The sequence below is a fragment of the Micromonospora sp. DT201 genome (genome assembly GCF_049841575.1).
Classification (GTDB): domain Bacteria; phylum Actinomycetota; class Actinomycetes; order Mycobacteriales; family Micromonosporaceae; genus Micromonospora.
Window position 1 is genome coordinate 78,053 of record NZ_JBNCKP010000024.1, and the last position, 23,438, is coordinate 101,490.

Here is a 23,438-nt window from a genome sequence, read left to right on the forward strand (position 1 = left end):
TCGTGCAGGACGTACCGCCGAGCCCCGGGGGAGTGACGCCATGTCCGACGAACGGACCCTGCGGGTCGCGCTGCTCGGCTTCACCCTGCCCGAAGACGTGCTGAAGCGGGTGATGGCCGGCGACACCACGCATGCCACGCAGACCCACACCTTCGCCTGGGCCGTGGTCAACGGCCTACGCGACGCCGGCTGCACCGTACGGCTGCTCTCCGCCGCGCCAGTGTCGAACTACCCGCGCAACCGTCGGATCCGCTTTCGCGCCAGCCGTTTCCACCACGACGGGGTCGACGGCCAGCAACTCGGCTTCCTGAACGTCCTGGGGATCAAGCACCTCAGCCGGTTGCTCTCCGCCTGGTGGCACGGCCGCCGATCGACCAGACGTGATCCGGTCGACGTCCTCCTGATCCACGGCGTGCACACGCCGTTCCTCTGGTGTGGGTTGGCGCTGGCCCGCCTGCGCCGAATTCCGGTGGTGCCGATCCTCACCGACCCGCCAGGAGTGGGGCGGCCGGACGAGGGGCGTGCGGTGCGGCTGCTGCGCGCGCTCGACGTGGCGCTGGTCCGGGCGGCCCTTAAGCGCTGCTCGGGGGTGATCGCCCTGACGCTCCCGCTCGCCGAGGACTTCGCCCCGGGGCGTCCCCGTCTCATCATGGAGGGCATCTGCACCCCACCACCGATGGCCGGCCCTCGACCACCGGCTGGCAGCGGAACACGGGAGGTCACCTATGCCGGCGGGCTGAGCCGCTCGTACGGTGTGGACCGTCTGGTGGAGGCGTTCCGTGGGCTGTCCGACCCCGACCTGCGGCTGTCCATCTTCGGCCGCGGTGAGCTCGAACCGTGGCTGGGCGAGCAGGCGTCCGCCGACCCCCGGATCGCCCCACCGCAACTGCTCGACCGGTCCCGGCTCGGTCGACGGCTGGCCGGAGCGGCGGTGCTGGTCAACCCCCGCCCCATCGACCAGTACTTCGTCCCCTACTCGTTCCCATCAAAGATCATCGAGTACCTCGCGAACGGCGTGCCGGTGGTGTCGACGAGTTTGCCGGGGATCCCAGACGACTACCGGCCGTACCTCGTCTACGCCGCGACAGATACGGCCGCCGGGCTGCGTGCGGCGATCGAGCGGGTTCTCCACATGCCCGCGGGCGAGGCCGCGGCCCTCGGAGCGGCGGGGCGCGACTTCGTCGTCCAGACCCGCAACCGTGCCGTGCAGGGCCAACGGATGCACGACTTCCTGGCCGGGCTCGCCGACGGGTCCGCCGAGCACGGGGTGACGACGCAGCGGTCCGTCGCCGGCCGTGACAACGAGTCTCGCGTCATCGCTGGCCGATCGGACCGTTGACCAGCGGACTCTTTGTCCGGAATGCATTCTTTGCCACGACCCCTCGATCGATAGCTCGTTGACCCGAACGAGTGTGTCCGGCCACCCCCGTGCCGGACTTTTTCTTGATCATGAACGATCGGAGTGGTTGTGAGCGCTGTGCCTGCCGGTTGCCGGGTCTTGATCACCGGCGGTACCGGATCCTTTGGTCGGACGATGACCCGTCGCCTACTCGACGGCGATGTCGGCGAGGTCCGGGTGCTGAGCCGGGACGAGGCCAAACAGGACGCCATGCGGCGGCAACTCGGGGACGACCGGGTGCGCTACCTGGTCGGCGACACCCGGGACGCCGACTCGGTGCTTCGTGCCACCCGCGACGTCGACTACGTCTTCCACGCCGCCGCCCTCAAGCAGGTGCCCTCCTGCGAGTTCTTTCCACTGGAGGCGGTGCGCACCAACATCCTGGGCAGCGGCAACGTCATCGAGGCGGCCGAGCGCAACGGGGTCGGCTCGGTCGTGGTGCTCAGCACGGACAAGGCCGTGCACCCCATCAACGCGATGGGGATGAGCAAGGCGTTGATGGAGAAGGTGGCCCAGGCGTACGCCCGTAACAACCCGCGCAGCCGTACCGTCGTCTCCTGCGTCCGGTACGGCAACGTCATGTACTCCCGTGGCTCGGTCATCCCACTCTTCGTGGAGCAGATCAAGGCCGGCCGCGCCCCGACGGTGACCGACGCGACGATGACCCGGTTCCTCATGTCCCTGTCCGACTCCGTCGACCTTGTCGAGCACGCGTTCCAGCACGCCCGGCCCGGGGACATCTTCATCCGCAAGGCCGCGGCGAGCACCGTCGGGGACCTCGCGGCGGCGGTGTGCGAACTCTTCGACGCGCCGTCGAAGATCGAATCCATCGGTGTACGGCACGGCGAGAAACACCACGAGACCCTCGCCAGCCGCGAAGAGCTGGCGCAGGCGGAGGACTTCGGCGAGTTCTACCGGGTGCCGGTCGACGCCAGGGATCTCAACTACGCCCTCTACGTCTCCGAGGGGGAGCTGGGCGAGACGCCGGCTGAGGAGTTCAACTCCGCAAACGCGCGGCGGCTGGACGTACCGCAGATCGTGCAGCTGCTGCAGACGCTGCCCGAGATCCGGGCCGAGCTGGCCCTGCGCGATCCGGCGCTGTCGTGCTGAGGATCGCGGTCACCGGCGCCGGAGGTTTCCTCGGCTGGCATGTGCGCGTCCTGGCCCGGGCGCTCGGGTGGCCCGAGCCGGTGGTGATCAGCCGCCGGGACCTGTTCGACGAGGCGGCGCTCGCCGCCCGGCTGGACGGCGTCGACCGCGTGTTGCACCTGGCCGGGGTCAACCGGGGCGATCCCGTCGAGGTGGCCACCGCCAACGTCGACCTCGCCGCCGCGTTGGCCCGTGGGCTGCGCCGATGCGTCACACCGCCGGGCGCGGTCGTCTTCGCCAACTCGGTGCAGGCCGGCAACTGCACGCCGTACGGCGATGCGAAGGCCGTCGCCGCGGCCACCCTCGCGGCGGCCCGGCCCGACCTGATCGACGTACTCCTGCCGAACCTGTACGGCGAGCACGGCCGGCCGCACTACAACTCTGTGGTGGCCACGTTCTGCCGGCTGCTCGCCGAGGGGCGTACTCCGCAGGTGCACGAGGACCGGCAGATGGAATTGGTGCATGTCACCGACGCCGCGGCCCGGCTGCTCGGGATCCCGGCGGACGGCTCCTGGGACCCGTCGATGCCGATGCTGCGGATCGGCGTACGCGAACTCGCCAACCGGTTGGCCGCTTTCGCCGACATCTACCGCAACGGGGAGATCCCGCACCTGGTCGACCGACACGACGTGCGGTTGTTCAACACCTACCGGTCGCAGTGCTTTCCGGCGCACTACCCGCTACCGCTGCCCCGGCACGCCGATTCACGCGGTGAGCTGGTCGAGGCGGTACGAGCGCATGGGACGGCCGGGCAGACGTTCTGTTCCACCACCCGTCCCGGCATCACCCGAGGTGAGCATTTCCACCTGGCGAAGGTGGAGCGGTTCGTGGTGCTGCGCGGCAGCGCCGAGATCAGCCTGCGGCGGGTCAGCGAGGACACCGTGGTGCGGTTCCAGGTCAGCGGGGATGAACCCGTGGTGGTGGACATGCCGACCATGTGGGCGCACAAGATCGTCAACACTGGATCGGACGAACTTTTCACGCTCTTCTGGGTCAACGAGCTGTTCGACCCGGCCCGCCCCGACACCTATCCGGAGCGGGTGGAGGCGGCGGAGGCGGTCCCGGCGGTGCTGGCGTGACGGAGGGGTTGGCGTGACGGAGGGAGTGGTATGACCAGGGTAATGACGGTGGTCGGCACCCGGCCGGAGATCATCCGGCTGGCCCGGGTCCTGGACCGGCTCGACCGGACCGTGGACCACGTGCTCGTCCACACCGGCCAGAACTGGGATCGGTCGCTATCGGACGTCTTCTTCACCGAGCTGCGGCTGCGCCAACCAGACCGCTTCCTCCACGTGGACACCTCCTCACTCGGCCGGGTGCTCGGTGGAGTGCTGATCGGGATGGAGCAGGCGATCGAGGAGGTGCGCCCCGACGCCCTGCTGGTGCTCGGTGACACCAACAGCTGCATCGCGGCGCTGATGGCCCGCCGCATGCGGGTGCCGGTCTACCACATGGAGGCAGGCAACCGCTGCTTCGACCTCAACGTGCCGGAGGAGACCAACCGGCGGATGGTCGACCACGTCGCCGACTTCAACCTGGTCTACACCGAGCACGCCCGACGCAACCTGCTGGCCGAAGGGTTGCACCCGCGTCGGATCCTGCACACCGGCTCCCCCATGCGGGAGGTCCTGGAGCACTACCGGGAAGGCGTCGAGCGATCGACGATCCTCGACCAGCTCGGGCTCACCCCCGGGGACTATTTCGTGGTGAGCGCCCACCGGGAGGAGACCGTCGACCGGCCAGACCGGCTGCACCGGCTGCTGGACTGCCTGCGGGCGGTCCGGGACACCTGGGAGCTGCCGGTGCTGGTGTCGACCCACCCCCGCACGCGCAAGCGACTGGAGGCGCTGGCCGAAGGCGCGCTCGCGCTCGACGGCATCGCCTTCCACGAGCCTTTCGGGCTGCTCGACTACGTGCGACTGCAGAGTCGGGCCCGGTGCACCCTCTCCGACAGCGGCACCATCAGCGAGGAATCGGCAATCCTCGGGTTCCCGGCGGTGACCCTGCGGGAGTCGATCGAACGCCCGGAGGCGCTGGACGCCGGCGGCATCGTGATGACCGGGCTGGACCCGGACGGCGTGCTGGAGGCGATCCGGGTAGTGGTCGACCAGGTCGCCGCCGATGGTGTTCCCTGCCCGGCCGACTACCAGGTCCCCGACACCTCACGTCGGGTTGTCGACTTCATCCTCTCCACCGTGCGCCGGCACCACGACTGGGCCGGCATCCGGCGCTGACCCGCCGGCCGACAACGCTTGTCCGTACACACCGTGCCGGGTTCGGTCGCCACGACCGAACCCGGCCGGCCGTCGTCACGGGGTCAGCGGCGGATCCCACCCGGCGGGGACGCGCTGATCATCTGCTGAGGCGCCGAAACCGCAGGCACAGCGGCCGTCGATCCGCTGGCCGGCCCGAAGAACCACGCGGACAGCCGGCCCTGCCGGCGTACGAGGGCCAGGCCGAGCACCGCACCGGTGAGCACCTCGGCGGCGAGGGTAGCGGTGGCCGCTCCGGTCGGACCCGCCAGCGGCACCGCCGCGAGAGCCAGCGGGGTGATCAGAACGGCGTTCAGCACCATGATCCGGGTCGCCTGCCGGTAGCTCGCGTCGCCGATCTGATTCAGCGTCACCGCCCGGACAATCGTCATGCAGGGAAGTGCGACCGCCAGGAGTATCAGCCACACCGCCGGTCCGTGTGCAGGGAGCCGGAGCAGATCGCCGACGATCCACGGGGCGGCAACGACGCTCACCACGGTCATCGTCACCGCACCGGCGATGGCGACCAGTTCTCCCTGCCGACCGCTGTTGGCGTTGTCGATGCCTTGCCGGCGCCGCACCCGTCCGACCAACGACACCCGCAGCGCGGCGGTCAGCACGCTGGTCTGCGCCTGATACACGCTGAACACCGCACCGAACGCGCCCATCACCGATGGTGTGACCAGCAGCGACAGCAGGACCGTCGTCATCCGGCCACCCCAGTATTCGGCAATGCTGTACGTGAACAGGTGACGGTTCATCCGGAACGCCGAGAAGGCGCGCCGTGGTGACAACTCGACCAGCAATCGGGGGCGCAGCCAGGATCGCCTGCCGAGGAACGCTTCGGCGGCCACGAACTGGATGACCGCCGCGGTCAGCAACGCGCTGCTGAGTGGCTCCCCGAGGGCGACCATCACCAGAGCCGGGACCTTGCACCCGCAGACGGCCACCGCGGTGCTGACGAACCGCAGATCGCGCGTCAGATCCCCGAGCTGAAAGTCGGCCTGGTGGTTGCCGATGGTCACCAAGGCGATCGCCAGCATGGTCGGCCACTCGTAGCCGGATCGGCTGTACAGGGATCCGATGACGACGGTGCCGAGCACCATGCACGGCAATGTCACAAACACCCATTGGCTACGTACCGCCCGGCGTTGCTCGGCATCCCCGCTGATGTAGAGCAGGGGAGAGCCACCGGCTACGACGATGGACACCAGGGACAGGGCCGCCGTGACAGCGACGTACGCCCCGATCTCGTCCGTCTGGCCGTGGCGTGCGCTCAACGCGAGCAGGGCCGCGTTCAGCAGCCCGTTCAGCAGATTCGTGGAGGAGGCGACCAACGAGTGCCGGGTCGACGACCTGATCTGGCGTGGGCGTCGGCGCCTCGGCGTCGGTGCCCCGCCGAACGGTGGCGACCACCGGGGCGAGCCGGGCAGCGTTTCGCCCGCACCGGTCACCGTTCGCCCCGGACCTTCACCGCCTCCTGTTGCCACGCGCGGTCCTGCCCCGCCGGGCAGCCGTGGCGAGCAGGTCGGCGAGGACCGGGGCATTGCTCGCCTCACTCATATGGGTCAGGTAGTACTGGCGTCCCGCCTCGCCCATCGCCCGAAGTCGGTGCCGTGGCGTGGCCCGGGCAGACCTGATGACCGCGGCCAGGGCCTCGGCGTTGCCCGGCGGCGCGGCGAAGCCGGCCTGGGCCTCCTGCGCGATGCGCCCCACGTCACCGGGCGCGCAGGCGAGCATGGGCTGACCGCAGGCGAGGATGGACTGGGTCTTGCTGGGCAGGGTGATCCGGAACAGCGGCTCGTCCGCCAGCGAGATCAGGTTGAGGTCGGCGACGGCCATGCGGGCAGCCATGCGATCCGGAGGGACCGGATCGAGGAAGTGGACGGTGCCCAGCCGGTCGCGCGTCACCTGGTTGACCAACCTGTCCTTCTCCACACCGTCGCCGACCAGGACAAGATGAACGTCCGGTGTGTCCCGCAGCCGCGCCATGGCGTCGACCACGACGTCGAGTCGCTGTGCCGCGCCGAGGTTGCCCCCGTACATCAGAAGGAAGTCGTCGTCCGTCAGACCCAGGCGTTTCCGCAGACCGGGTTCGGGCTCGGTCGGCTGCATGATCTTCTCGTCGGCCCAGATGTAGACAAGTGAAACCTTCTCGGCCGGCACTCCCCGCTCGATGACGATGTCCCGTAGCCCCGGCGTAGGAACCGTCACATGGTCGGCCCACCGGTAGGTCCGGTCGGTGAAGCGGTTCAACACCGCCTCCGCGATACGCCGGGTCGGTCCCTCGGTGAGGAACCCGGTCGCGAATACGTTGTCCGGCCACAGGTCGATCACCATCGTCACGTACGGCGTCCGCCATCGCAGTTTCGCCATCATGGCGGCGGCGGTGGCGGTGACCGGCGAGGAATACACCAGAGCGACGTCCGCTTTTCGCAGCACGCTGGCGCCGAGCAGCGACGAGGATGCTGCCCAACTCGCGTAGTTCGCGGCCCGGCCGAGTGCCGACCGGTCGTGGCTCGGATAGAGCGGCGTGCGGAGTACACGCATCCCGTCCTGCACTTCGAGGCTGCGTCGTCGCGCCGAGTAGCCCTCGTACACGATGCCTCTCGGGTAGTTCGGCACGCCGGTGAGCACATCGGCGTCGAAGCCCTGGTGGCGCAGCGACGTGGTCAGACGTTCAGCGAGGGCTGCGGGCTCCGGAGGGAACCACTGGCTCACCAGTGTGACCCGGTCGGGCCGGTCGCCCTTCAAGCCCGGACCCTTGGGTCGTCGAGCGGGGTCAGATGCCGAACCTGCTGGCACCTGATCGCCTTGATCGAGGTCACCCATCGCGTTTCCTCCTGCGCTCACGAGTGTTGGTGCAGGAAGCCTTGAACCTCGGCGGTGATCCGGTCGATCTGTTTGTCGTCGAGCGACGACCCGCTGGGCAGGGTCAGTCCCTGGGCGAAGAGCCGGTCCGCAGCGCCGGTGAGCCGCGCCTCAGCGGTGGCGAACAGGGGCTGCCGGTGCATCGGCTTCCAGGCCGGCCGCGTCTCGATGTCGACCTGCGCGAGATGACGGGCCAGGTCCGCGGCCTGCCAGCCGCTGAGCTTCGGGTCCACCACGATGACGGTGAGCCAGCAGTTGGTGCCCGGATCGCCCTCGGCCAGCACCTGGACGCCGTCGACCGAGGCGAACAGCTTCGAGTAGTGCTCCCGCAGCCGGCGCCGGCGGGCGGTCATCTCGTCGAGCCGAGCCAGTTGGGCCCGGCCCATCGCGGCCAGGACGTTGCTCAGCCGGTAGTTGAAGCCCATTGCGTCGTGCTCATGGTGCTGGGCCGGGATGCGAGCCTGGTTGGCGCGGTGCCGAGCCTGGGTGATCAGTTGCTCGTCGTGGGAGAGCAGCATCCCGCCGCCCGAGGTGGTGATCATCTTGTTGTGGCTGAAGGAGAGCACCCCGGCGTCTCCGAACGAGCCGGCGCAGCGTCCCCGGTACGTCGAGCCCAGGGCCTCCGCCGAATCCTCGACGATGCGCAGCTCTGCCTCCCGGCAGAGATCCAGCAGGGGGTCGTAGTCGACGCAGGAGCCGAACATGTCGACCGGCATCACCGCCCCGATCGGCCGTCCAGCCCGGCGCAGATCGGCGATGACCTCACCCAGCAGGCCGACGTCCACATTGCCGCTGGCCGGGTCGCAGTCGACGAAGACCGGAGTAGCGCCGGTGTAGAGCACGGCGTTGGCGGTCGCCACGAAGGTCACGGTGGGCACCAGCACGATCTGTCCCCGCCCCACGCCGCAGGACAGCAGGCCGAGGTGCAGGGCGGCAGTACCCGAATTGAGTGCCAAGGCGTACGGCACCCCGACCCGCTGGGCGACCTCCTCCTCGAAGGCGTCCACCTCCGGACCGAACGGCGTCGCCCAACCGCTGCGCAGCGCACGCAGGACCGCAGCCTCCTCGGCCGGTCCCACGTCGGGAGGGGACAGGTAGATGGGCGCACGCATGGGCATGAAGGACTCCTCGCAGCACGTCGGTCGCCTACGCAGCAATCAACGATCCGACCTGCGGAGAGTTTCGTCTTCTTTATCAATAAGGAGGGATTCTGTCGGCAATACGCCGACATTTGGCGTGTCGCTCGCTGCGAGCTCGCACCGCATCCTGACGAAACGCGCCAGTTCCGGCCCGGCATCCGCCGGGTGCCCGTCGGCGAGGGGCGCTGCGGAAAAGCAGCGGTCGACCCCGACTAGCGGGCCGATGGCGGCGGCGAGGGCAGCCCCGTTCGGGGCGGCCGGCACGCGGACCGCCGTACCGACCACCCTCAGGTCGATCTCTTCCCCCGCTGCGGTGCGGACGGTGAGGTCACCGAAGCCGTACACGGCGTGGTGCGCGGCGAACGCCGGCCAGTTCACCAACCGGATGGAGGTCGGCGCCGCAGCCCGCACGCCGACAACCTCTCGCCAACTGGAGCGAACCAACTCCGTGAAGCCGTGTCGTCGGTACAGCCGGTGGGCTGCGGGGTTGTCGAGGGAGACGTCGAGCAGCAGCGCCCGGCAGCCCAGCCGTACGGCAAGGTCGTGTCCGTCGCGGAGCAGGCGGCTACCCATGCCCCGCCCGCGTTCCTCCTCGTGCACCGCGATCCCGTTGAGGAGCAGGTGCCCGGGCAGCAGCCGCCAATCGGCCACGGCCCGCAGGCCGGCTGGACCGCGCACGGCGCGCAGGATCAACGTGCGAGCGTCCGCCGGAGGCGTCAGCGCTGCGGCCAGGTACGAGACATAGCCGCCCGCGTGGTAGGCGACCAGCCCGAGGCATGCCTCGGGCACAGAGGACGCCAGCAGATCCGTCGCCTCGATGAGGGTCGGATCGTCGGGGTCGTCGAGCGTGTCGACCTCGACGGTGGTCAGGTCGAGATGCACTTCAATTTCCGTTCCTTGTCCAGATCGAGCATCTCCGCACTGGGATCGACCGCGACGCCCCGCCCAGAGACGACCATGGTGACCGTCGCGACGAGTATCCGCAGATCCATCCAGAGGCTCCACTGTTCGACGTACTGCACGTCGAGTGCCAGACGTTTGTCCCAGACGACGCTGTTGCGCCCATGGATCTGGGCGAGCCCCGTTATGCCGGGACGCATGTCGAAGCGTCGCCGTTCCCGTTCGGTGTACCAGGCGTCGTAACGAGGGAGCAGTGGTCGTGGGCCGATCAGGCTGAGATCTCCCCTGAGGACATTCACCAACTGGGGCAACTCATCGATGCTCAGGCGACGCAACATGCGACCGACCAGGCCACACCGAAGCCCGTCCGGCAGTAGATTGCCAGCAGCGTCACGTTCGTCGGACATCGTACGGATCTTGAAGATCCGGACGGGTAACTGCCCCTGGCCGGTGCGTTCCTGCCGGAACAGAATCGGCGCACCCAGTTGAATCCGGACCAGCAGCACCGCCACCACGAGGACTGGTAAGGACACGATCAGGATCAGTAGGGCGAGCACTATGTCCAGCAACCGTTTCACCCGGCGTTGCGCCATCATCGAACTGCCCTCGCCTCAGCCGTCGTCGTTGCTTTCGTGCGTGTGATATCGGGGTTCAGGTCAAGCGATAGGCTGGAAACCAATCAGCGGCGCGCAGTGTCGACACGGGCCGACTGCTTCGCGTTGCCGCGGCTTCCACGAGCAACTCGTACGCGTCGTCGTTGATCACGAGGGAGGCTGTCCAGAAGGGTGCCCTGTCGCCGCCGAACGAGCGCTTGAACATCAGCAGGTTGTCGTCGTCGCGGGCGCTGATGCCGCCACCGAGGTGCACCCGCCGGCAGCCGTTCTCGGCGGACCAGCGGAGGATCGACCAGACCAGGAGATTGTTTGCGCCGAGCCGGCCGGCCTCGGGAGCGGACCCGGCCAGGTGATAATGGGACAATTCAGCGTGGCGCAGCACCAGCGCCGACGCGACCTCGACCCCGGCCTCGTCTCGCACCTCGGCGATCAGCAAATTCTTGTCAAGACCGTCGAGTAGGGCGTGGTAGTAGGAATTGGGAAAGAAGTATCTGGCGCTGCTCCCGAGTCGCGTCATTGTCTGCTCGTACAACCGGCGAAAGCTGCTGTGGGGTTCCAGATCGGTGGGATCGGCGTAGCGGACCTCTGCGGTCAAGCCACTCCGCTCGGCCTTCCGGATGGCGGTTCGAGCCCGGCCCGCCAACTGTTTCCAGACGGCATCAGGGCCTTGGTCGACAGGCACGATGACATTCTCGCCCTGCCAGGAAAAGTTCAACCCCGGCAGCGTTCTGGCGAACCCTGTTGAGCGTGTGTCGAGGGGTGAGAATCGAAGAAACAGGGATATGAGGCCGGCTTCGCGCCAGCAATCGATCATCTGCGGCCAGAGTCGTTCCATGTCGTGCCGGCTGCGCGACGGGCCGATATGGATGCCGGCGTAACCGTACGGGCTGATCCCGTCGGACCACTGCTCGTCGATACGCCGCTCGAGGAAGGGAACGAGGACGTCGTCGTTGCAGTGCGTCATGCGCCAGGTGGCACTCTCCGCCTTGGCGACCGCAGATCCATAGCCTCGCGTGAAATAGACGTCAGGGCAGTCTTCATCGGGCGGTGAGTGGGTGTCGGCCAAGCCGGAGATCCTCGCTCGACTGCTCATCGCTCTCCCGTCGTCGGCGGTATCACCTCCACCTGCCTCCGGGAGGCTCAACGAAGCAGAGTGACAGCGGGTTCGCCTTTGTCGGGACTTAAGCCCTCTTTTCAGTGCTTCGGCCACTCCACGGGTGGCCTCGCGCGACCAACCGGCTAGAGTGCTGCCGCCGTACCTGCGTGTCACCTACTACAGGGAGAACGAGTGCTGCACCTGAGGGTGATCGCCCCGGTGGACCGGTCCTCGGAGGTCGTCGACCTGCTGACCGCTGATGCGGGGGTGACCCACCTGGCCGTGCTGCCCGGTGCGGCCCGGCAGCCGCAGGGCGACCTGATCCTCTGTGACGTGGTCCGCGAGAGTGCAGACGGCGTTCTGCGGGGCCTGCAGCAGCTCGGCGTGGAGGCGCGCGGCGGTATCGCCGCCGAGGACGTCGAGCTGACCATCTCCTCGTCGGCCGACCGGGCCGCGGAGAAGGCCCCCGGCAGTGGCGCCGACGCGGTGGTCTGGGACGAGATCGCGGCCAAGACCGGCGAACAGACCGAACTGTCCGGCACCTACCTGGTGTTGATCGTGGTGGCCACCATGATCGCCGGCATTGGTGTGTTGCTGGACCAGCCGATCCTCATCGTCGGGGCGATGGTGGTCGGACCGGAGTTCGGCCCGCTCGCCGCGCTCTGCGTGGCGCTGCTGCGCCGCCGGGTCGACGTGATCGGCAGGTCCGTGCAGGCCCTTACCGTCGGCTTCCTGGCGGCCATGGTGGCGACCGTGCTGAGCACCTGGGCGCTGACCGCCGCCGGCCTGGTGACCGAGGAGATGCTGCTCGCCAAGCGACCGCTCACCGACTTCATCTGGCGGCCGGACGCGCTGTCCTGGGTGGTCGGCCTGCTCGCCGGGGTTGCCGGCATGCTCTCCCTGACATCGAAGAAGTCGGGCAGCCTGGTCGGGGTGCTCATCTCGGTGACCACGGTGCCGGCCGCGGCGAACGTGGCCGTGGCCGCTGCTTACGGGGTGTGGGACGAGGCGGGTGGGTCGGCACTCCAGCTCGTGATCAACCTGTGTGCGATCGTCCTCGCCGGGCTGCTCACGCTCCTGGTGCAGCAGGCCTGGTGGTGGAACCTGGCGCGCCGGGCCCGTCGTCCAGCAGCCGGGTGAGCAGGGTGCGCAACGGGATGGACTCGCCGTCGCGGCCACCCGCCCCGACGATCAGCGGTGCGGGGCTTGCCTGCGGCTCCGCGCCGAACAGTCGGGCCCGAAGGCCGCCCGGCACGGTCAGCAGATGGAACCGGCCGTCCACGTCCACTGCCCGCGTCTCGGCCCGGTCGACGTACCATCCGTTCAGCCGGGTGCGGTAGCGTCCGCGCCCGTTGTAGCCCCGCGCGACCAGCCGGGTTGTCCGCAGCCCGCGCCGGGTCGCCTCGGCCACGAACCAGGCCACCAGCTCCGCCGCCTGCGCCTGCTCGGCAGCCCGCTGCCGGGCGTCCGCGTCGGCGTGTGCCCGCACCGCCTGTCGCTGCTGATCCCGCCACTCCCGGCCGTCCCGCTCACTCACCACGCCGACGGTACGCGAGCTGGCTTACTCGAGTACGGCCCGGAGGGTGTGCTGGGCGATGCCGGCCATCACCGGGTTCGTCTCGATGTAGTACGGCAGCGCATTGATCGCCTGCATCAGGGCCCAGCCGCGCCCCCGCTCCCACGTCGCGTCGTCCAGGCCCAGCGCCTGCCGGTACGTCTCCCGCGCCCCGGCGTCCAGCATGTTCCACGCCGGCATCAGGTCCACCGCCGGATCGCCCACGTTGACCGTCTCCAGGTCGATGACCGCGGCCAGCCGGCCGTCGCGGACCAGCAGGTTGCCCGGCATCAGGTCGGCGTGGACCCACACGGCGGCGGCATCGTGCCCGGGGGTGTCCCGGCAGCGGTCCCACACCTTGGCCAGCCGGGCGGTGTCGGTCAACCCGTCACTGAGGGCGAGTGCCGAGCGGACTCCGGCGTCCTCGGCGGCCAGCGGGCCACCCCGGCCGGACCCCGGCCAGGCCCGACCGCCGGTGTCGATGCCGCGCAGGGCGGTCACGACGCTGGCAAGATCGCGGGCGAACGTGTCCAGGTCGCCGATCCGGTCGAGCTGGGCGGGCTGCCCGGGGATGAAGCGGTACGCCGTCCACGGTCCCGCGTACCCCTCACCCGGCTCGCCGAGGCCGAGCGGCTCGGGCACCGCTACCGGCAGGTGCGCGGCGAGCAGCCCGGCGTACGCCTGCTCCTGTCGCAGCTCGGCGCGTAGCTCGGGATCGGTGGTCGGTAGCAGCGGAAACCGCAGCACGATCTCCGTGCCGACCCGGAACAGGGCGTTCACCGTGCCGGTTGAGGCGAGCGGGCGGACCGGCAACGCCCGCCACTGGGGAAACTGCTCGGCCACCAACGTGGCGACCACGTCCACGGTGATGTCGACCTGACCGGCATGCATCTTCACCGCGAGATCATTACCTAGAGCCCCACCGGCACGCGAGCCGATTCTCCCGCCCGTCGCCGACGTCCCGCCGCAGCCCGACACGGGGCCGTGCGCCCGGTGGCACTCGACCAGAACGCCCCCTGTCGAGCTGCCTCAACTATGGGCCAGGCCCGCCGTGAACGGCTGACGACTCCAGATCTTGGACAGTTTCCGTCCGCGCGAAACGGAAACTGTCCAAGATCTACACCAGTGCTCGACCGTCTCGCTGCCGCCTGCCCGGGCTGCCTGCCCGGGCCGTTAAGTGGGGTGGCTGGCTGGGGTGCGGTGGCTGAGGGTGTTTCGGTGGTCGGCCTTGCCCCACTCGTGGGGCAGCTCTACAGCGCCCCACTGAAGAGCCCGACGAGTCGGTCATCGCGCAACCGGGGCCCGGCGGCGCCGAGGATGACCGCCCCTCATGGGGCATCCTGGGCGCCGCCTCACGCCACCTGACGGATCAGGCCAATCCGGCGCGGCGCAGGGCCTCCGCCATCGCGTCGTTGGCCGGCGCCGGAGCGCCCTGCCGCTGCTGCCCGCCCCGTCCGCCCTGGCCACCGTGACCGCCGGACCCACCCTGGCTGCCGCCGCGACCGCCGGACCCACCTTGCCCTCCGGACCTGCCCTGGCCTCCGGACCTGCCCTGGCCTCCGGACCTGCCCTGGCCGGCGCTGCGACCGCCGGACCCGCCGCCACCATCCTGCCCGCCGCGTCCGCCCTGCGGTCCGCGCTGCGCCGGGCCGCCGCGCCCCTCCTGGCTCGTCCGACCACCACCACCGGCGGGGACCGGCTCGTCCTCCAGGCGCAAGGTCAGTGAGATGCGCTTTCGCGGTACGTCCACGTCGAGCACCCGGACCTTGACCACGTCACCGGACTTGACCACCTCGCGGGGGTCCTTCACGAAGGTGCGGGACATCGCCGAGACGTGCACCAGGCCGTCCTGGTGCACCCCGACATCGACGAACGCGCCGAACGCGGCCACGTTCGTGACCACGCCCTCGAGCACCATGCCCTGAACCAGGTCACTGATCTTCTCCACCCCCTCGACGAAGGTGGCCGTGCGGAACTCCGGGCGAGGATCACGGCCCGGCTTCTCCAACTCGGCGAGGATGTCGGTGACGGTGGGCAGGCCGAACCGGTCGTCGACGAAGTCGGTGGCCCGCAGCCCGCGCAGGATCCCGCTCTTACCGATCACCGAGCGCAGATCCTGCCCGGTGCTGGAGAGGATCCGGCGCACCACCGGGTACGCCTCGGGGTGCACGCTGGAGGAGTCCAACGGGTCGTCGCCGTCGGGGATGCGCAGGAAGCCGGCGCACTGCTCGAATGCCTTCGGCCCGAGCCGCGCCACCTTCTTCAACTCGGTACGCGACCGGAACGGCCCGTTGGCGTCCCGGTGCAACACGATGTTCTCGGCCAGCCCGGCGCCGATCCCGGAAACCCGGGTCAGCAGCGGCGCGGAGGCGGTGTTGACGTCGACCCCGACCGCGTTGACGCAGTCCTCCACCACCGCGTCCAGCGACCGGGACAGTTTCACCTCGGACAGGTCGTGCTGGTACTGCCCGACCCCGATCGACCGCGGGTCGATCTTGACCAGCTCGGCGAGCGGGTCCTGGAGCCGCCGGGCGATGGAGACCGCGCCGCGCAGCGACACGTCCATCCCGGGCAGTTCCTGCGAGGCGTACGCGGAGGCGGAGTAGACCGACGCCCCGGCCTCGGAGACCATCACCTTTGTCAGATTGAGCTGCGGGTGTCGCGCGATCAGGTCACCGGCCAGCTTGTCGGTCTCCCGCGAGGCGGTGCCGTTGCCGATCGCGATCAGCTCCACCCCGTGGGCTCCGGCCAACCGGGCCAGGGTCTCGACCGACGCGTCCCACTGCCGGCGAGGCTCGTGCGGGTAGATGGTGTCGGTGGCGAGCACCTTGCCGGTGGCGTCCACCACGGCCACCTTCACGCCGGTCCGCAGGCCCGGGTCCAGCCCCATCGTCGCCCGGGTGCCGGCCGGCGCGGCCAGCAGCAGGTCACGCAGGTTGGTGGCGAAGACGCGTACCGCCTCCTCCTCGGCTGCCTGCCACAACCGCATCCGCAGGTCCGCGCCGAGGTGAATGAGAATCCGGGTACGCCACGCCCAGCGGACCGTGTCAACCAGCCACCGGTCGGCCGGGCGGCCCGCGTCGGACACCCCGAACCGGCCGGCGATGGCTGCCTCGTACCGGGTAGGACCGGTCGGTACGGCGTCGGCCTCGCCAGCCTCCTCGGACTCCATGGTCAGGTCGAGCATGCCCTCCTTCTCGCCCCGGAACATGGCCAGGATCCGGTGCGAGGGCAGCTTCGGGTACGGCTCGGAGAAGTCGAAGTAGTCGGCGAACTTGGCGCCGGCGGTCTCCTGACCATCGCGTACCCGGGAAACCAGCCGGCCCCGCGACCACATCTGCTCGCGCAGCGTGCCGATCAGGTCGGCGTCCTCGGCGAAGGTCTCGATCAGGATCGCCCGCGCGCCTTCCAGCGCGGCGGCAGCGTCGGCGACGCCCTTCTCGGCGTCCACGAAGCTGGCGGCGGTGGCCCGCGGGTCCTGGCTCGGGTCGGCCAGCAGCGTCTCGGCCAACGGCGCCAACCCGGCCTCGCGTGCGATCTGCGCACGAGTCCGCCGCTTCGGCTTGTACGGCAGGTAGATGTCCTCCAGCCGGGACTTCGAGTCGGCGGCCATGATCTGTGCTTCCAGAGCCTCGTCCAACTTGCCCTGGCCGCGGATCGACTCCAGCACCGCGGCTCGCCGCTCGTCCAGCTCGCGCAGGTAGCGCAGCCGCTCCTCCAGGGTGCGCAGCTGGGTGTCGTCGAGCAGGCCGGTGGCCTCCTTGCGATAACGGGCGATGAACGGCACGGTGGCGCCGCCGTCGAGCAGCTCGACGGCCGCCCGCACCTGACGCTCGGCCACGCCGAGCTCGTCGGCGATCCGCTGATGAACAGACTGGGTCACGATCTCGATCCGCCTTCGACTCGATCCGCCTTCACAGAGCGGGTACAGCCCTGCATTGTGCCGGGCGGCCCCGGCCGCTGTCGCCGCGCCCGGCCGGGTCGACCCCGGGACGGCCCCGCCGAGCCTGCGCTAGCGTGGCGATCATGGAAACACCTGCGGAGCCACGCGCCCGCCGGCTCTTCGGCGGCAGCGCCCGCGCGCTCGGCGACCTCGCCGCCGACCCGTTCCGCGCCGACCGGGACCGGATCGTGGGCTCGCCGTTCTTCGCCCGCCTCGGCGGTGTCACCCAGGTGATCAGCCCCGTCGGTTCCGGCCTGCTGGTGCACAACCGGCTCACCCACAGCCTGAAGGTCGCCCAGGTCGGCCGGTCGATCGCCGAGCGTCTGACGGCCGACGAGCAGTCGCGCGACCTGTTGAACAAGCTTGGCGGCTGCGATCCCGACGTGGTGGAGGCCGCCGCGCTCGCCCACGACCTCGGCCACCCACCCTTCGGGCACCTGGGGGAGCGGGTGCTGGACCGGCTGGCCCGCCAGCGCCTCGGCCTCGCCGACGGCTTCGAGGGCAACGCCCAGTCGTACCGGATCGTCACCAGCACCGAGATCCGCGGCGCCGCCACCACCGGGTTGGACCTGACCGCGGCGGTCCGCGCGGCGATGCTGAAGTACCCGTGGACCCGGCTGGACCACCCCGACCCGCACCCACGCACGATGGACCCGCCGCCGCGCGGAGCCACCCCGCCACCGGACGACCCGGAGAGCGGCTCGTCGAAGTTCGGCGCCTACCGCACCGAGCTGGACGACCTGCGGCAGGCGCGGGAGCCGTTCGCGGATCGAATTCCGGACTGGCAGCAGACCGTGGAGGCGTCCGTGATGGACACCGCCGACGACATCGCGTACGCCATCCACGACGTGGAGGACTTCTACCGGGTCGGTGTGCTCCAACAGGGGTCGGTCTCCGCCGAGCTGATGGCCTGGCAGCGCGAGAGCGGGCAACTGCGGGCGATCACCGACGCGGCGTTGGCCACCGCGGCCCGACGACCCGGGGCCGCCATCGAGCGCCTGCGTCGGCAACTGCACCGCAAGGACGCCTGGATCGCCGACGACGACGCCTTCGCCGCCGCCGTCGAGCACGTCCGCGAGGAGTTGGTCGACGGGCTGCTGGCGATGCCGTTCGACGGCTCGATCGAGGCCGAGCAGTACGTGGCCCGGTTCTCCGCCCGCTGGTCCACCCGCTTCGTCGAGGCGATCGCGGTGACCGACCAGCCGTCGGTGCGCTCCGGGTACGTGCTGCTGGGCTGTGCGCAGTGGCACGAGGTGCAGGTGTTGAAGTTCGTCCACCACCGGTTCGTGCTGGCCCGGCCGGACCTCGCCCTGCACCAGCGTGGTCAGGCCCGGCTGCTGGGCACCCTGGTCGAGGCGCTCTGGGAGTGGCTGCTCGACCCGGAGGAGGAATCCCGGTTGCCCCGCCGGTTGCACGACCTGGTCGAGTTGGCCGAGGCGGAGCTGCATCCGCGTACCCCGGACCGGATCGGTCGGGCCCGGGGGCGGGCCATCGTGGATTTCGTCGCGCAGCTCACCGACGGTCAGGCGGTGGCCATGCTGGACGCGCTCTCCGGCCGCTCCGGAGCCCTCTGGACCGACGCCTTCGTGCTCTGAGCTGATTCAGGCGGGCCTGCTGTGGCCTGACTCAGGCGGGCCTGCTCTGGCCTGGCTCAGGCGGGCCTGCTGTGGCCTGACTCAGGCGGGCCTGCTGTGGCCTGATTCAGGCGACGGCCTGCCACCAGCCGTCGACGGCGGGGGGCTCGTCGACCACCACCCGCTCGCCGGGACGGGGCACGGCGAGCCGCACGTCGCGGGCCTTCGCCTCGGCCCACAACCGGTTGACCGGCTCGGACCAGTCGTGCAGGGCCAGGTTGAACGTCGCCCAGTGCACCGGGACGAACAGCCCGCCCCGCAGGTCGAGGTGGGCGCTGACCGCCTCCTCGGGGAACATGTGGATCGTCGGCCAGGCCCGGTCGTACGCGCCGATCTGCATCAGCGTCACGTCGAACGGCCCGTGCTCGGCGCCGATCGTCGCGTACCCGTCGAAGTAGCCGGAGTCGCCGGTGTAGAAGACCTTGCGGCGGGCCCCCGCCACCACCCAGGAGCTCCAGAGCGTGCCGTCGCGGCGCAGCCCCCGGCCGGAGAAGTGCTGTGCGGCGGTGGCGGTGATCTCCAGCCCGGCGACCTGGTGCGACTCGGACCAGTCCAGTTCGATGATCCGGTCGGCCGGCACGCCCCAGCGGTCCAGGTGCGCACCCACGCCCAGTGGCACCAGGAACGGGGCGGACTGCCCGGCGAGCAGCGCCCGCACGGTTGGCATGTCCAGGTGGTCGTAGTGGTCGTGTGAGATCAGGATGGCGTCCAGCGGGGGCAGCTCGTCCAGGCGTACCGGCGGCTCGTGCAGCCGGCGAGGGCCGACCAGACCCGAGGGGGAGCACCGCTCGCTCCACACCGGGTCGAGTAGCACCCGCCGGCCCTCGATCTCGATGAGCGTCGAGGCGTGGCCGTACCAGACGATGTTGAGCTCGTCGGCGGCCTCCGGCGCGCCGGCGTGCTCTGGCAGCACGGATGCGCTCGGGCGCAGCAGCGGCACGGGTGCGGTCGGGCGCCGCTTCTGCTTGCCGAAGATCAGCTCGCGGAGCAGGTTGCGACCCGGGTCGGCGACCATCGTGCGGGTGCCGGCCTGGTTGTGGAAGGTGCCCTCGCGGAACTGGGGCGAACGGGCCGCCCGTTCGGCTCGGGCCCCGCTGAGCCGGCCACCGAGCGCCGCCGGGACATCCCGGGCAACCCAGGCCAGGCCCGCCAGCGCAGCCAACCCGGCCGCGCCCCGCATCCGCCGCCCGAGCGACCGTTCGACGTCCGTGCTCCGCGCTCGCGCCATTGCCGTCCCTCCGACGTGTCCGCCCTACACGGTAGTCACCCGAGCCGACCCGTGCTTGGGCGGTCGCCACGCCGGGTCGGTCGCCAGCAGCGGCGACCGACCCGGGGACGGGTTCAAGGCGTGCCCTAGCCGCCGTTGCTGGGACGCCGGGAGGTGATCCGGAACGTCGTGCCCGCGCCCGCGATGCGGTCCACCGCGGCCAGGAACTGGGGGCCCATGGCCGCCCGGGCCTGGACCGCCGGGTGGGTGGCGCCGAAGTCCTCCGGGTTGGCCTGCCCGTCGGCGAAGAGCGCGTAGGTGAGCACCGCCGCGCCGGACCGGTCGAAGATCACACCAGCCTCGTGCCGGGCGTCGCCATACCAGCCGGCCTTCGTGGCGATCCGCGCCCGCTCGTCGGAGGACATGGTGCGCCGGATGCCGTCGGTGAACGCCACCGGGGAACGCAGCAGGCCCAGCATGTACGTCGTCGAGGCGGGGGAGAGCAGGGTGCCGCCGACCAGGGCGCGCAGCAGGTCGTGCGTCTCCCGGGGAGTGCTGGTGCCGAGGAAGTACCGGTTCGGGTTAGCGACCAGCTGGACCTGGGTGTTCGGGAAGCCCTTGGAGACCAGGATGGAGTTGATCTCGGCGGCCGGGCAGACCAGGCCGCACAGCCGCACCGACGTGTCGTCGGAGACCGTCAGGAAGGTGGCCAGCACATGCCCGAGGGTCACACTGCTCGGGTACGCGCCGTCCAGGCTGAAGATGCCGTCACCGCCGGGCACCACGATCTCCGCGGTCACCTCGACCCGCTGGTCCAGGGTGAGCAGCCCCCGGTCGACCTTGTCGAGCACCGCCGTGGCGACGGCGATCTTGTTGACGCTGTACGCCTCGATCCGCCGGTCCGCGTCGGCCTCCACCGCGACCACCGGCGCGCCGGCCGGGTCGGCCACGCTGACGTACGCCTGCCAGTTGCCGCCGGCCTCGGCGCTGTGCTTGTTGAAGACGGTGGTGACCCGCCGGGCGGCCCGGGCAGGGGTGGTCGGGGCGGACTCGGTGCCCTCGACGGCGCTCGCCGGGCCAGCGGCACCGAGCACTGTGCCGGCGGTGGCCACCGTGCCCAGCCCGAGTGCGGTCCTGCGGTTCAGCCGGATAGTCAACTGTCTCTCCCGTCGTGGAGCACCGAAGCGCTTGCCGGCCCACCACCCTAGGCGAGTTGATCGATGCACGATGCCCCCGAACCGTCCCGAACAGTTCCGAACAGGTCAGCCGAGCCGCCGGCGCAGTGCGGCGACTGACTGCCCACTCAGTCCGGCCGCCCGCATCAGCGGCCCAACCAGGACGTCGTAGACCCCCGGCAGCACGGTGAAGCCGGCTCGCAGCACCACGTTGAGCCGGCCCACGGAAACGTCACGGCGGGGCCGGTCCGCACAGTTCACGATGGTTTGGGCCACCCGTTGCGGGCTGGTGACCGGTGCTGGACACCCGCACCGAGTTGGCGGTGCCGAGCAGGTCAGTCCGTACCACCTGGTCGAAGACCTGCCCGGGCAACTCGTCGAAGCGCCCATAGGCCATCACCGCACCTGCCTCGGTGACGTCGGTCGGCACGGTCAGCACGTCGACGTCGGCGCACTCCGCGCGTACCTCGGCCAGGGTCGTGGGGGCGCGGGCCGCGAGGGCGAGGCGGTCGCAGCGCTCGGCGAACGCCCGGGCTGTCGCCCGGCCGACCCCACTGGTCGCGCCGACGACCACCACCACCCGACTCACGGTTCGAGCACGACCTTGATGCAGCCGTCCTCCTTCTTCTGGAACATCTCGTACGCCTGCGGCGCCCGGGCCAGCGGCAACCGGTGGGTACGCAGGTCCTCCACGCCCAGCGGGTCGTCGTCGCCAGCGAGCAGCGGCAGGATCTCGTTGGTCCACCGGCGCACGTGGCACTGCCCCATCCGCAGCTGAATGCCCCGGTCGAACATCTCCATCAGCGGCATCGGGTCCGCCTCGCCGCCGTACACGCCGGAGACCGACACCGTGCCACCGCGGCGAACCGCCTTGACCGCGGCATGCAGGACGGAGAGCCGGTCCACGCCGACCCGGTCGGTCATCGCCTGGGCCACCTTGTCCGGCAGCAGCCCGACGGCCGCGTGGGCCAGCTTGCCCACCGGCGAACCGTGCGCCTCCATCCCGACCGCGTCGATCACCGCATCCGGGCCACGCCCGTCGACCAGATCGATCAACGCGCCCGGCACGTCGGACAGTTCGCGGACGTCGAGCACCTCGATGCCATGCCGGCGAGCCAACTCCAGACGCTCGGGCACCAGGTCCAGCCCGATCACCCGGCCGGCGCCGAGATGGCGGCCAATCCGGGCGCAGAACTGCCCGACCGGACCCAACCCGAACACGGCCAGGGTGCCGCCGGGCGGGGTGTCCGCATACGTCACCGCCTGCCAGGCGGTGGGCAGGATGTCGGAAAGGTAGAGGTAGCGCTCATCGGCGCCCGTCTGCGGGATGACGATCGGGCCGAAATGGGCCTGCGGGACACGCAGGTACTCGGCCTGCCCGCCCGGCACCGAGCCGTACAGCGAGGTGTAGCCGAACAGGGCCGCGCCCTTGCCCTCGCCGCTGACCTGGGTCGTCTCGCACTGCGCATAGAGCTCGCGCCGGCACATCCAGCAACTACCGCAGGAGATGTTGAACGGCACCACCACCCGGTCGCCCGGCTTGAGCCCGGTCACCTCCGGCCCCACCTCCTCGACGATGCCCATCGGTTCGTGGCCCAGGACGTCACCGGGCTTCAGGTACGGCCCGAGCACCTCGTACAGGTGCAGATCGGAGCCACAGATCGCGGTCGACGTGATCTTCACGATCGCGTCGGTCGGCTCCTCGATCCGGGGATCCGGCACGTCCTCGACCCGTACGTCCCGCTTGCCCTGCCAGGTCAGCGCCTTCATGTCCCTCGTCCTCTCTCGCCACCGTCTCGGGAGACTGCTACCCGGGCTCAGACGGTTGAACCGGCCGCGCTCCGGGTCGCAACGGACTTGTCTCGGCTTGGTGTCTCGGCCTCTGTGTCGGCTTGGTGTGTAGGCCTGGTGTGTCGGCTTGGTGTGTCGGCTTTCGTTGGTGGTTGCGGTTGGGGCTGGGGGCGACCGTCCCCGGCTCCGGGCGGTCAGGCTTGATCCCTCCGCCGGGAACGGTCGCCCCCAGCCCGTGGGTGGCCGCCGCCCGTACGTCCCGCACGCGTTGGGCGGGAGGATTTACGCCTTATGCCCCTTTTGCTGCCGCAGCTGCCGGGCGACCTTCACCCCATGTCGAGGGCGGTGGTCATGATCGACTCCAGGTCGCCGACATGGCGGTATCCGAGCGCCGGGACACCGCCACATCGGCGACCTGGAGTCGATCAGGCACTCGGCCGGGCTGGGCGGGGTCGGACTGGACTGGGGAGGGCGGGGTCGGTGCCCGTCGCCCGTCGCCGCACGTCCCGCGCGCGCCCGATGGCGAATTCAGGCCTTATGCACTTTTTGTTGGCGCGGCTGCCCGGAGTCCATCACCCCATGTCGAGGGTGATGGTCATGATCGACTCCAGGTCGCCGATGTGGCGGTATCCGAGCGCTTGGGCTCAAGTGGTTGTTGCAACGGGGTGGATTCTCGTCAGGATGAGGGGTCATGCCGGGGCAGAGGTTGTCGT

General features: G+C 70.2%; 20 protein-coding genes. 6 read left to right on the forward strand and 14 right to left on the reverse strand.

The window, feature by feature from the left end:
- The first annotated feature begins 40 nt into the window (after positions 1-40).
- From ACLQ28_RS29530 to wecB, 4 genes are all read left to right on the forward strand, one after another.
- The gene (locus ACLQ28_RS29530; protein WP_425689527.1) at positions 41-1,339 is read left to right on the forward strand and encodes a glycosyltransferase; all 1,299 of its coding nucleotides are present in this window, start codon (positions 41-43) and stop codon (positions 1,337-1,339) included.
- Positions 1,340-1,477: 138 nt separating this feature from the next.
- On the forward strand, positions 1,478-2,509 hold the full coding sequence (locus ACLQ28_RS29535; protein ID WP_425689551.1) for a polysaccharide biosynthesis protein: 1,032 nt from the start codon (positions 1,478-1,480) through the stop codon (positions 2,507-2,509).
- Positions 2,503-3,627 carry an NAD-dependent epimerase/dehydratase family protein gene (locus ACLQ28_RS29540; protein ID WP_425689528.1) on the forward strand — a complete coding sequence of 375 codons (1,125 nt, stop codon included), beginning with the start codon at positions 2,503-2,505 and terminating at the stop codon, positions 3,625-3,627. The genes ACLQ28_RS29535 and ACLQ28_RS29540 overlap by 7 nt, the downstream gene beginning before the upstream one ends.
- 30 nt (positions 3,628-3,657) lie before the next feature.
- Positions 3,658-4,782, forward strand: coding sequence for a non-hydrolyzing UDP-N-acetylglucosamine 2-epimerase (gene wecB, locus ACLQ28_RS29545; RefSeq protein WP_425689529.1), 1,125 nt, complete (start codon positions 3,658-3,660; stop codon positions 4,780-4,782).
- Positions 4,783-4,865: 83 nt separating this feature from the next.
- Here wecB and ACLQ28_RS29550 read toward each other — a convergent pair whose 3' ends face one another.
- From ACLQ28_RS29550 to ACLQ28_RS29575, 6 genes are all read right to left on the reverse strand, one after another.
- A complete protein-coding gene (locus tag ACLQ28_RS29550) occupies positions 4,866-6,254 on the reverse strand; it encodes a hypothetical protein (RefSeq protein ID WP_425689530.1) in 1,389 nt (462 codons plus the stop codon).
- A 16-nt stretch (positions 6,255-6,270) separates the two neighbouring features.
- Positions 6,271-7,554 carry a glycosyltransferase family 4 protein gene (locus ACLQ28_RS29555; RefSeq protein ID WP_425689531.1) on the reverse strand — a complete coding sequence of 428 codons (1,284 nt, stop codon included), beginning with the start codon at positions 7,552-7,554 and terminating at the stop codon, positions 6,271-6,273.
- A 95-nt stretch (positions 7,555-7,649) separates the two neighbouring features.
- Complete coding sequence (locus ACLQ28_RS29560; protein WP_425689532.1) at positions 7,650-8,789, reverse strand: DegT/DnrJ/EryC1/StrS family aminotransferase; 1,140 nt, start codon at positions 8,787-8,789, stop codon at positions 7,650-7,652.
- 39 nt (positions 8,790-8,828) lie between these two features.
- The gene (locus tag ACLQ28_RS29565; RefSeq protein WP_425689533.1) at positions 8,829-9,692 is read right to left on the reverse strand and encodes a GNAT family N-acetyltransferase; all 864 of its coding nucleotides are present in this window, start codon (positions 9,690-9,692) and stop codon (positions 8,829-8,831) included.
- Entirely contained in the window at positions 9,677-10,303 is a 627-nt protein-coding gene (locus ACLQ28_RS29570) for a sugar transferase (RefSeq protein ID WP_425689534.1), read from the reverse strand. The genes ACLQ28_RS29565 and ACLQ28_RS29570 overlap by 16 nt, the downstream gene beginning before the upstream one ends.
- A gap of 58 nt (positions 10,304-10,361) precedes the next feature.
- Positions 10,362-11,390, reverse strand: a complete 1,029-nt coding sequence (locus ACLQ28_RS29575; protein WP_425689535.1) for a lipid II:glycine glycyltransferase FemX — start codon at positions 11,388-11,390, stop codon at positions 10,362-10,364.
- A 222-nt stretch (positions 11,391-11,612) separates the two neighbouring features.
- On the opposite strand from ACLQ28_RS29575, the gene ACLQ28_RS29580 reads away from it, so the two are divergent.
- A complete protein-coding gene (locus ACLQ28_RS29580) occupies positions 11,613-12,560 on the forward strand; it encodes a DUF389 domain-containing protein (protein WP_425689536.1) in 948 nt (315 codons plus the stop codon).
- Here ACLQ28_RS29580 and ACLQ28_RS29585 read toward each other — a convergent pair.
- The 3 genes from ACLQ28_RS29585 to ACLQ28_RS29595 all read right to left on the reverse strand — a co-directional run bounded on the left by ACLQ28_RS29585 (position 12,490) and on the right by ACLQ28_RS29595 (position 16,906).
- A complete protein-coding gene (locus tag ACLQ28_RS29585) occupies positions 12,490-12,957 on the reverse strand; it encodes a hypothetical protein (RefSeq protein ID WP_425689537.1) in 468 nt (155 codons plus the stop codon). The two genes, ACLQ28_RS29580 and ACLQ28_RS29585, sit on opposite strands and share 71 nt — an antisense overlap.
- A 24-nt stretch (positions 12,958-12,981) precedes the next feature.
- Complete coding sequence (locus ACLQ28_RS29590) at positions 12,982-13,866, reverse strand: aminoglycoside phosphotransferase family protein (protein WP_425689552.1); 885 nt, start codon at positions 13,864-13,866, stop codon at positions 12,982-12,984.
- 478 nt (positions 13,867-14,344) lie between these two features.
- Positions 14,345-16,906: a Tex family protein gene (locus ACLQ28_RS29595; RefSeq protein WP_425689553.1), complete on the reverse strand. Its 2,562-nt coding sequence runs from the start codon at positions 16,904-16,906 to the stop codon at positions 14,345-14,347.
- Between the two features lie 95 nt (positions 16,907-17,001).
- Between ACLQ28_RS29595 and ACLQ28_RS29600 the strand changes: the two genes are divergently transcribed.
- Positions 17,002-18,513 carry a deoxyguanosinetriphosphate triphosphohydrolase family protein gene (locus ACLQ28_RS29600; RefSeq protein ID WP_425689538.1) on the forward strand — a complete coding sequence of 504 codons (1,512 nt, stop codon included), beginning with the start codon at positions 17,002-17,004 and terminating at the stop codon, positions 18,511-18,513.
- Between the two features lie 106 nt (positions 18,514-18,619).
- On the opposite strand, the gene ACLQ28_RS29605 is transcribed toward ACLQ28_RS29600, so the two are convergent.
- The 5 genes from ACLQ28_RS29605 to ACLQ28_RS29625 form a co-directional block, all read right to left on the reverse strand.
- Complete coding sequence (locus ACLQ28_RS29605; RefSeq protein ID WP_425689539.1) at positions 18,620-19,780, reverse strand: MBL fold metallo-hydrolase; 1,161 nt, start codon at positions 19,778-19,780, stop codon at positions 18,620-18,622.
- A gap of 125 nt (positions 19,781-19,905) precedes the next feature.
- Positions 19,906-20,916 (reverse strand): serine hydrolase, encoded by a 1,011-nt coding sequence (locus tag ACLQ28_RS29610; protein ID WP_425689540.1) that lies wholly within the window; start codon positions 20,914-20,916, stop codon positions 19,906-19,908.
- Positions 20,917-21,021: 105 nt separating this feature from the next.
- Positions 21,022-21,210 carry a hypothetical protein gene (locus ACLQ28_RS29615; protein ID WP_425689554.1) on the reverse strand — a complete coding sequence of 63 codons (189 nt, stop codon included), beginning with the start codon at positions 21,208-21,210 and terminating at the stop codon, positions 21,022-21,024.
- Positions 21,167-21,523, reverse strand: coding sequence for an SDR family NAD(P)-dependent oxidoreductase (locus ACLQ28_RS29620; RefSeq protein ID WP_425689541.1), 357 nt, complete (start codon positions 21,521-21,523; stop codon positions 21,167-21,169). Before ACLQ28_RS29620 ends, ACLQ28_RS29615 begins: the two co-directional genes overlap by 44 nt.
- Positions 21,520-22,704, reverse strand: coding sequence for a zinc-dependent alcohol dehydrogenase (locus ACLQ28_RS29625; protein WP_425689542.1), 1,185 nt, complete (start codon positions 22,702-22,704; stop codon positions 21,520-21,522). Before ACLQ28_RS29625 ends, ACLQ28_RS29620 begins: the two co-directional genes overlap by 4 nt.
- Positions 22,705-23,438: the final 734 nt, after the last annotated feature.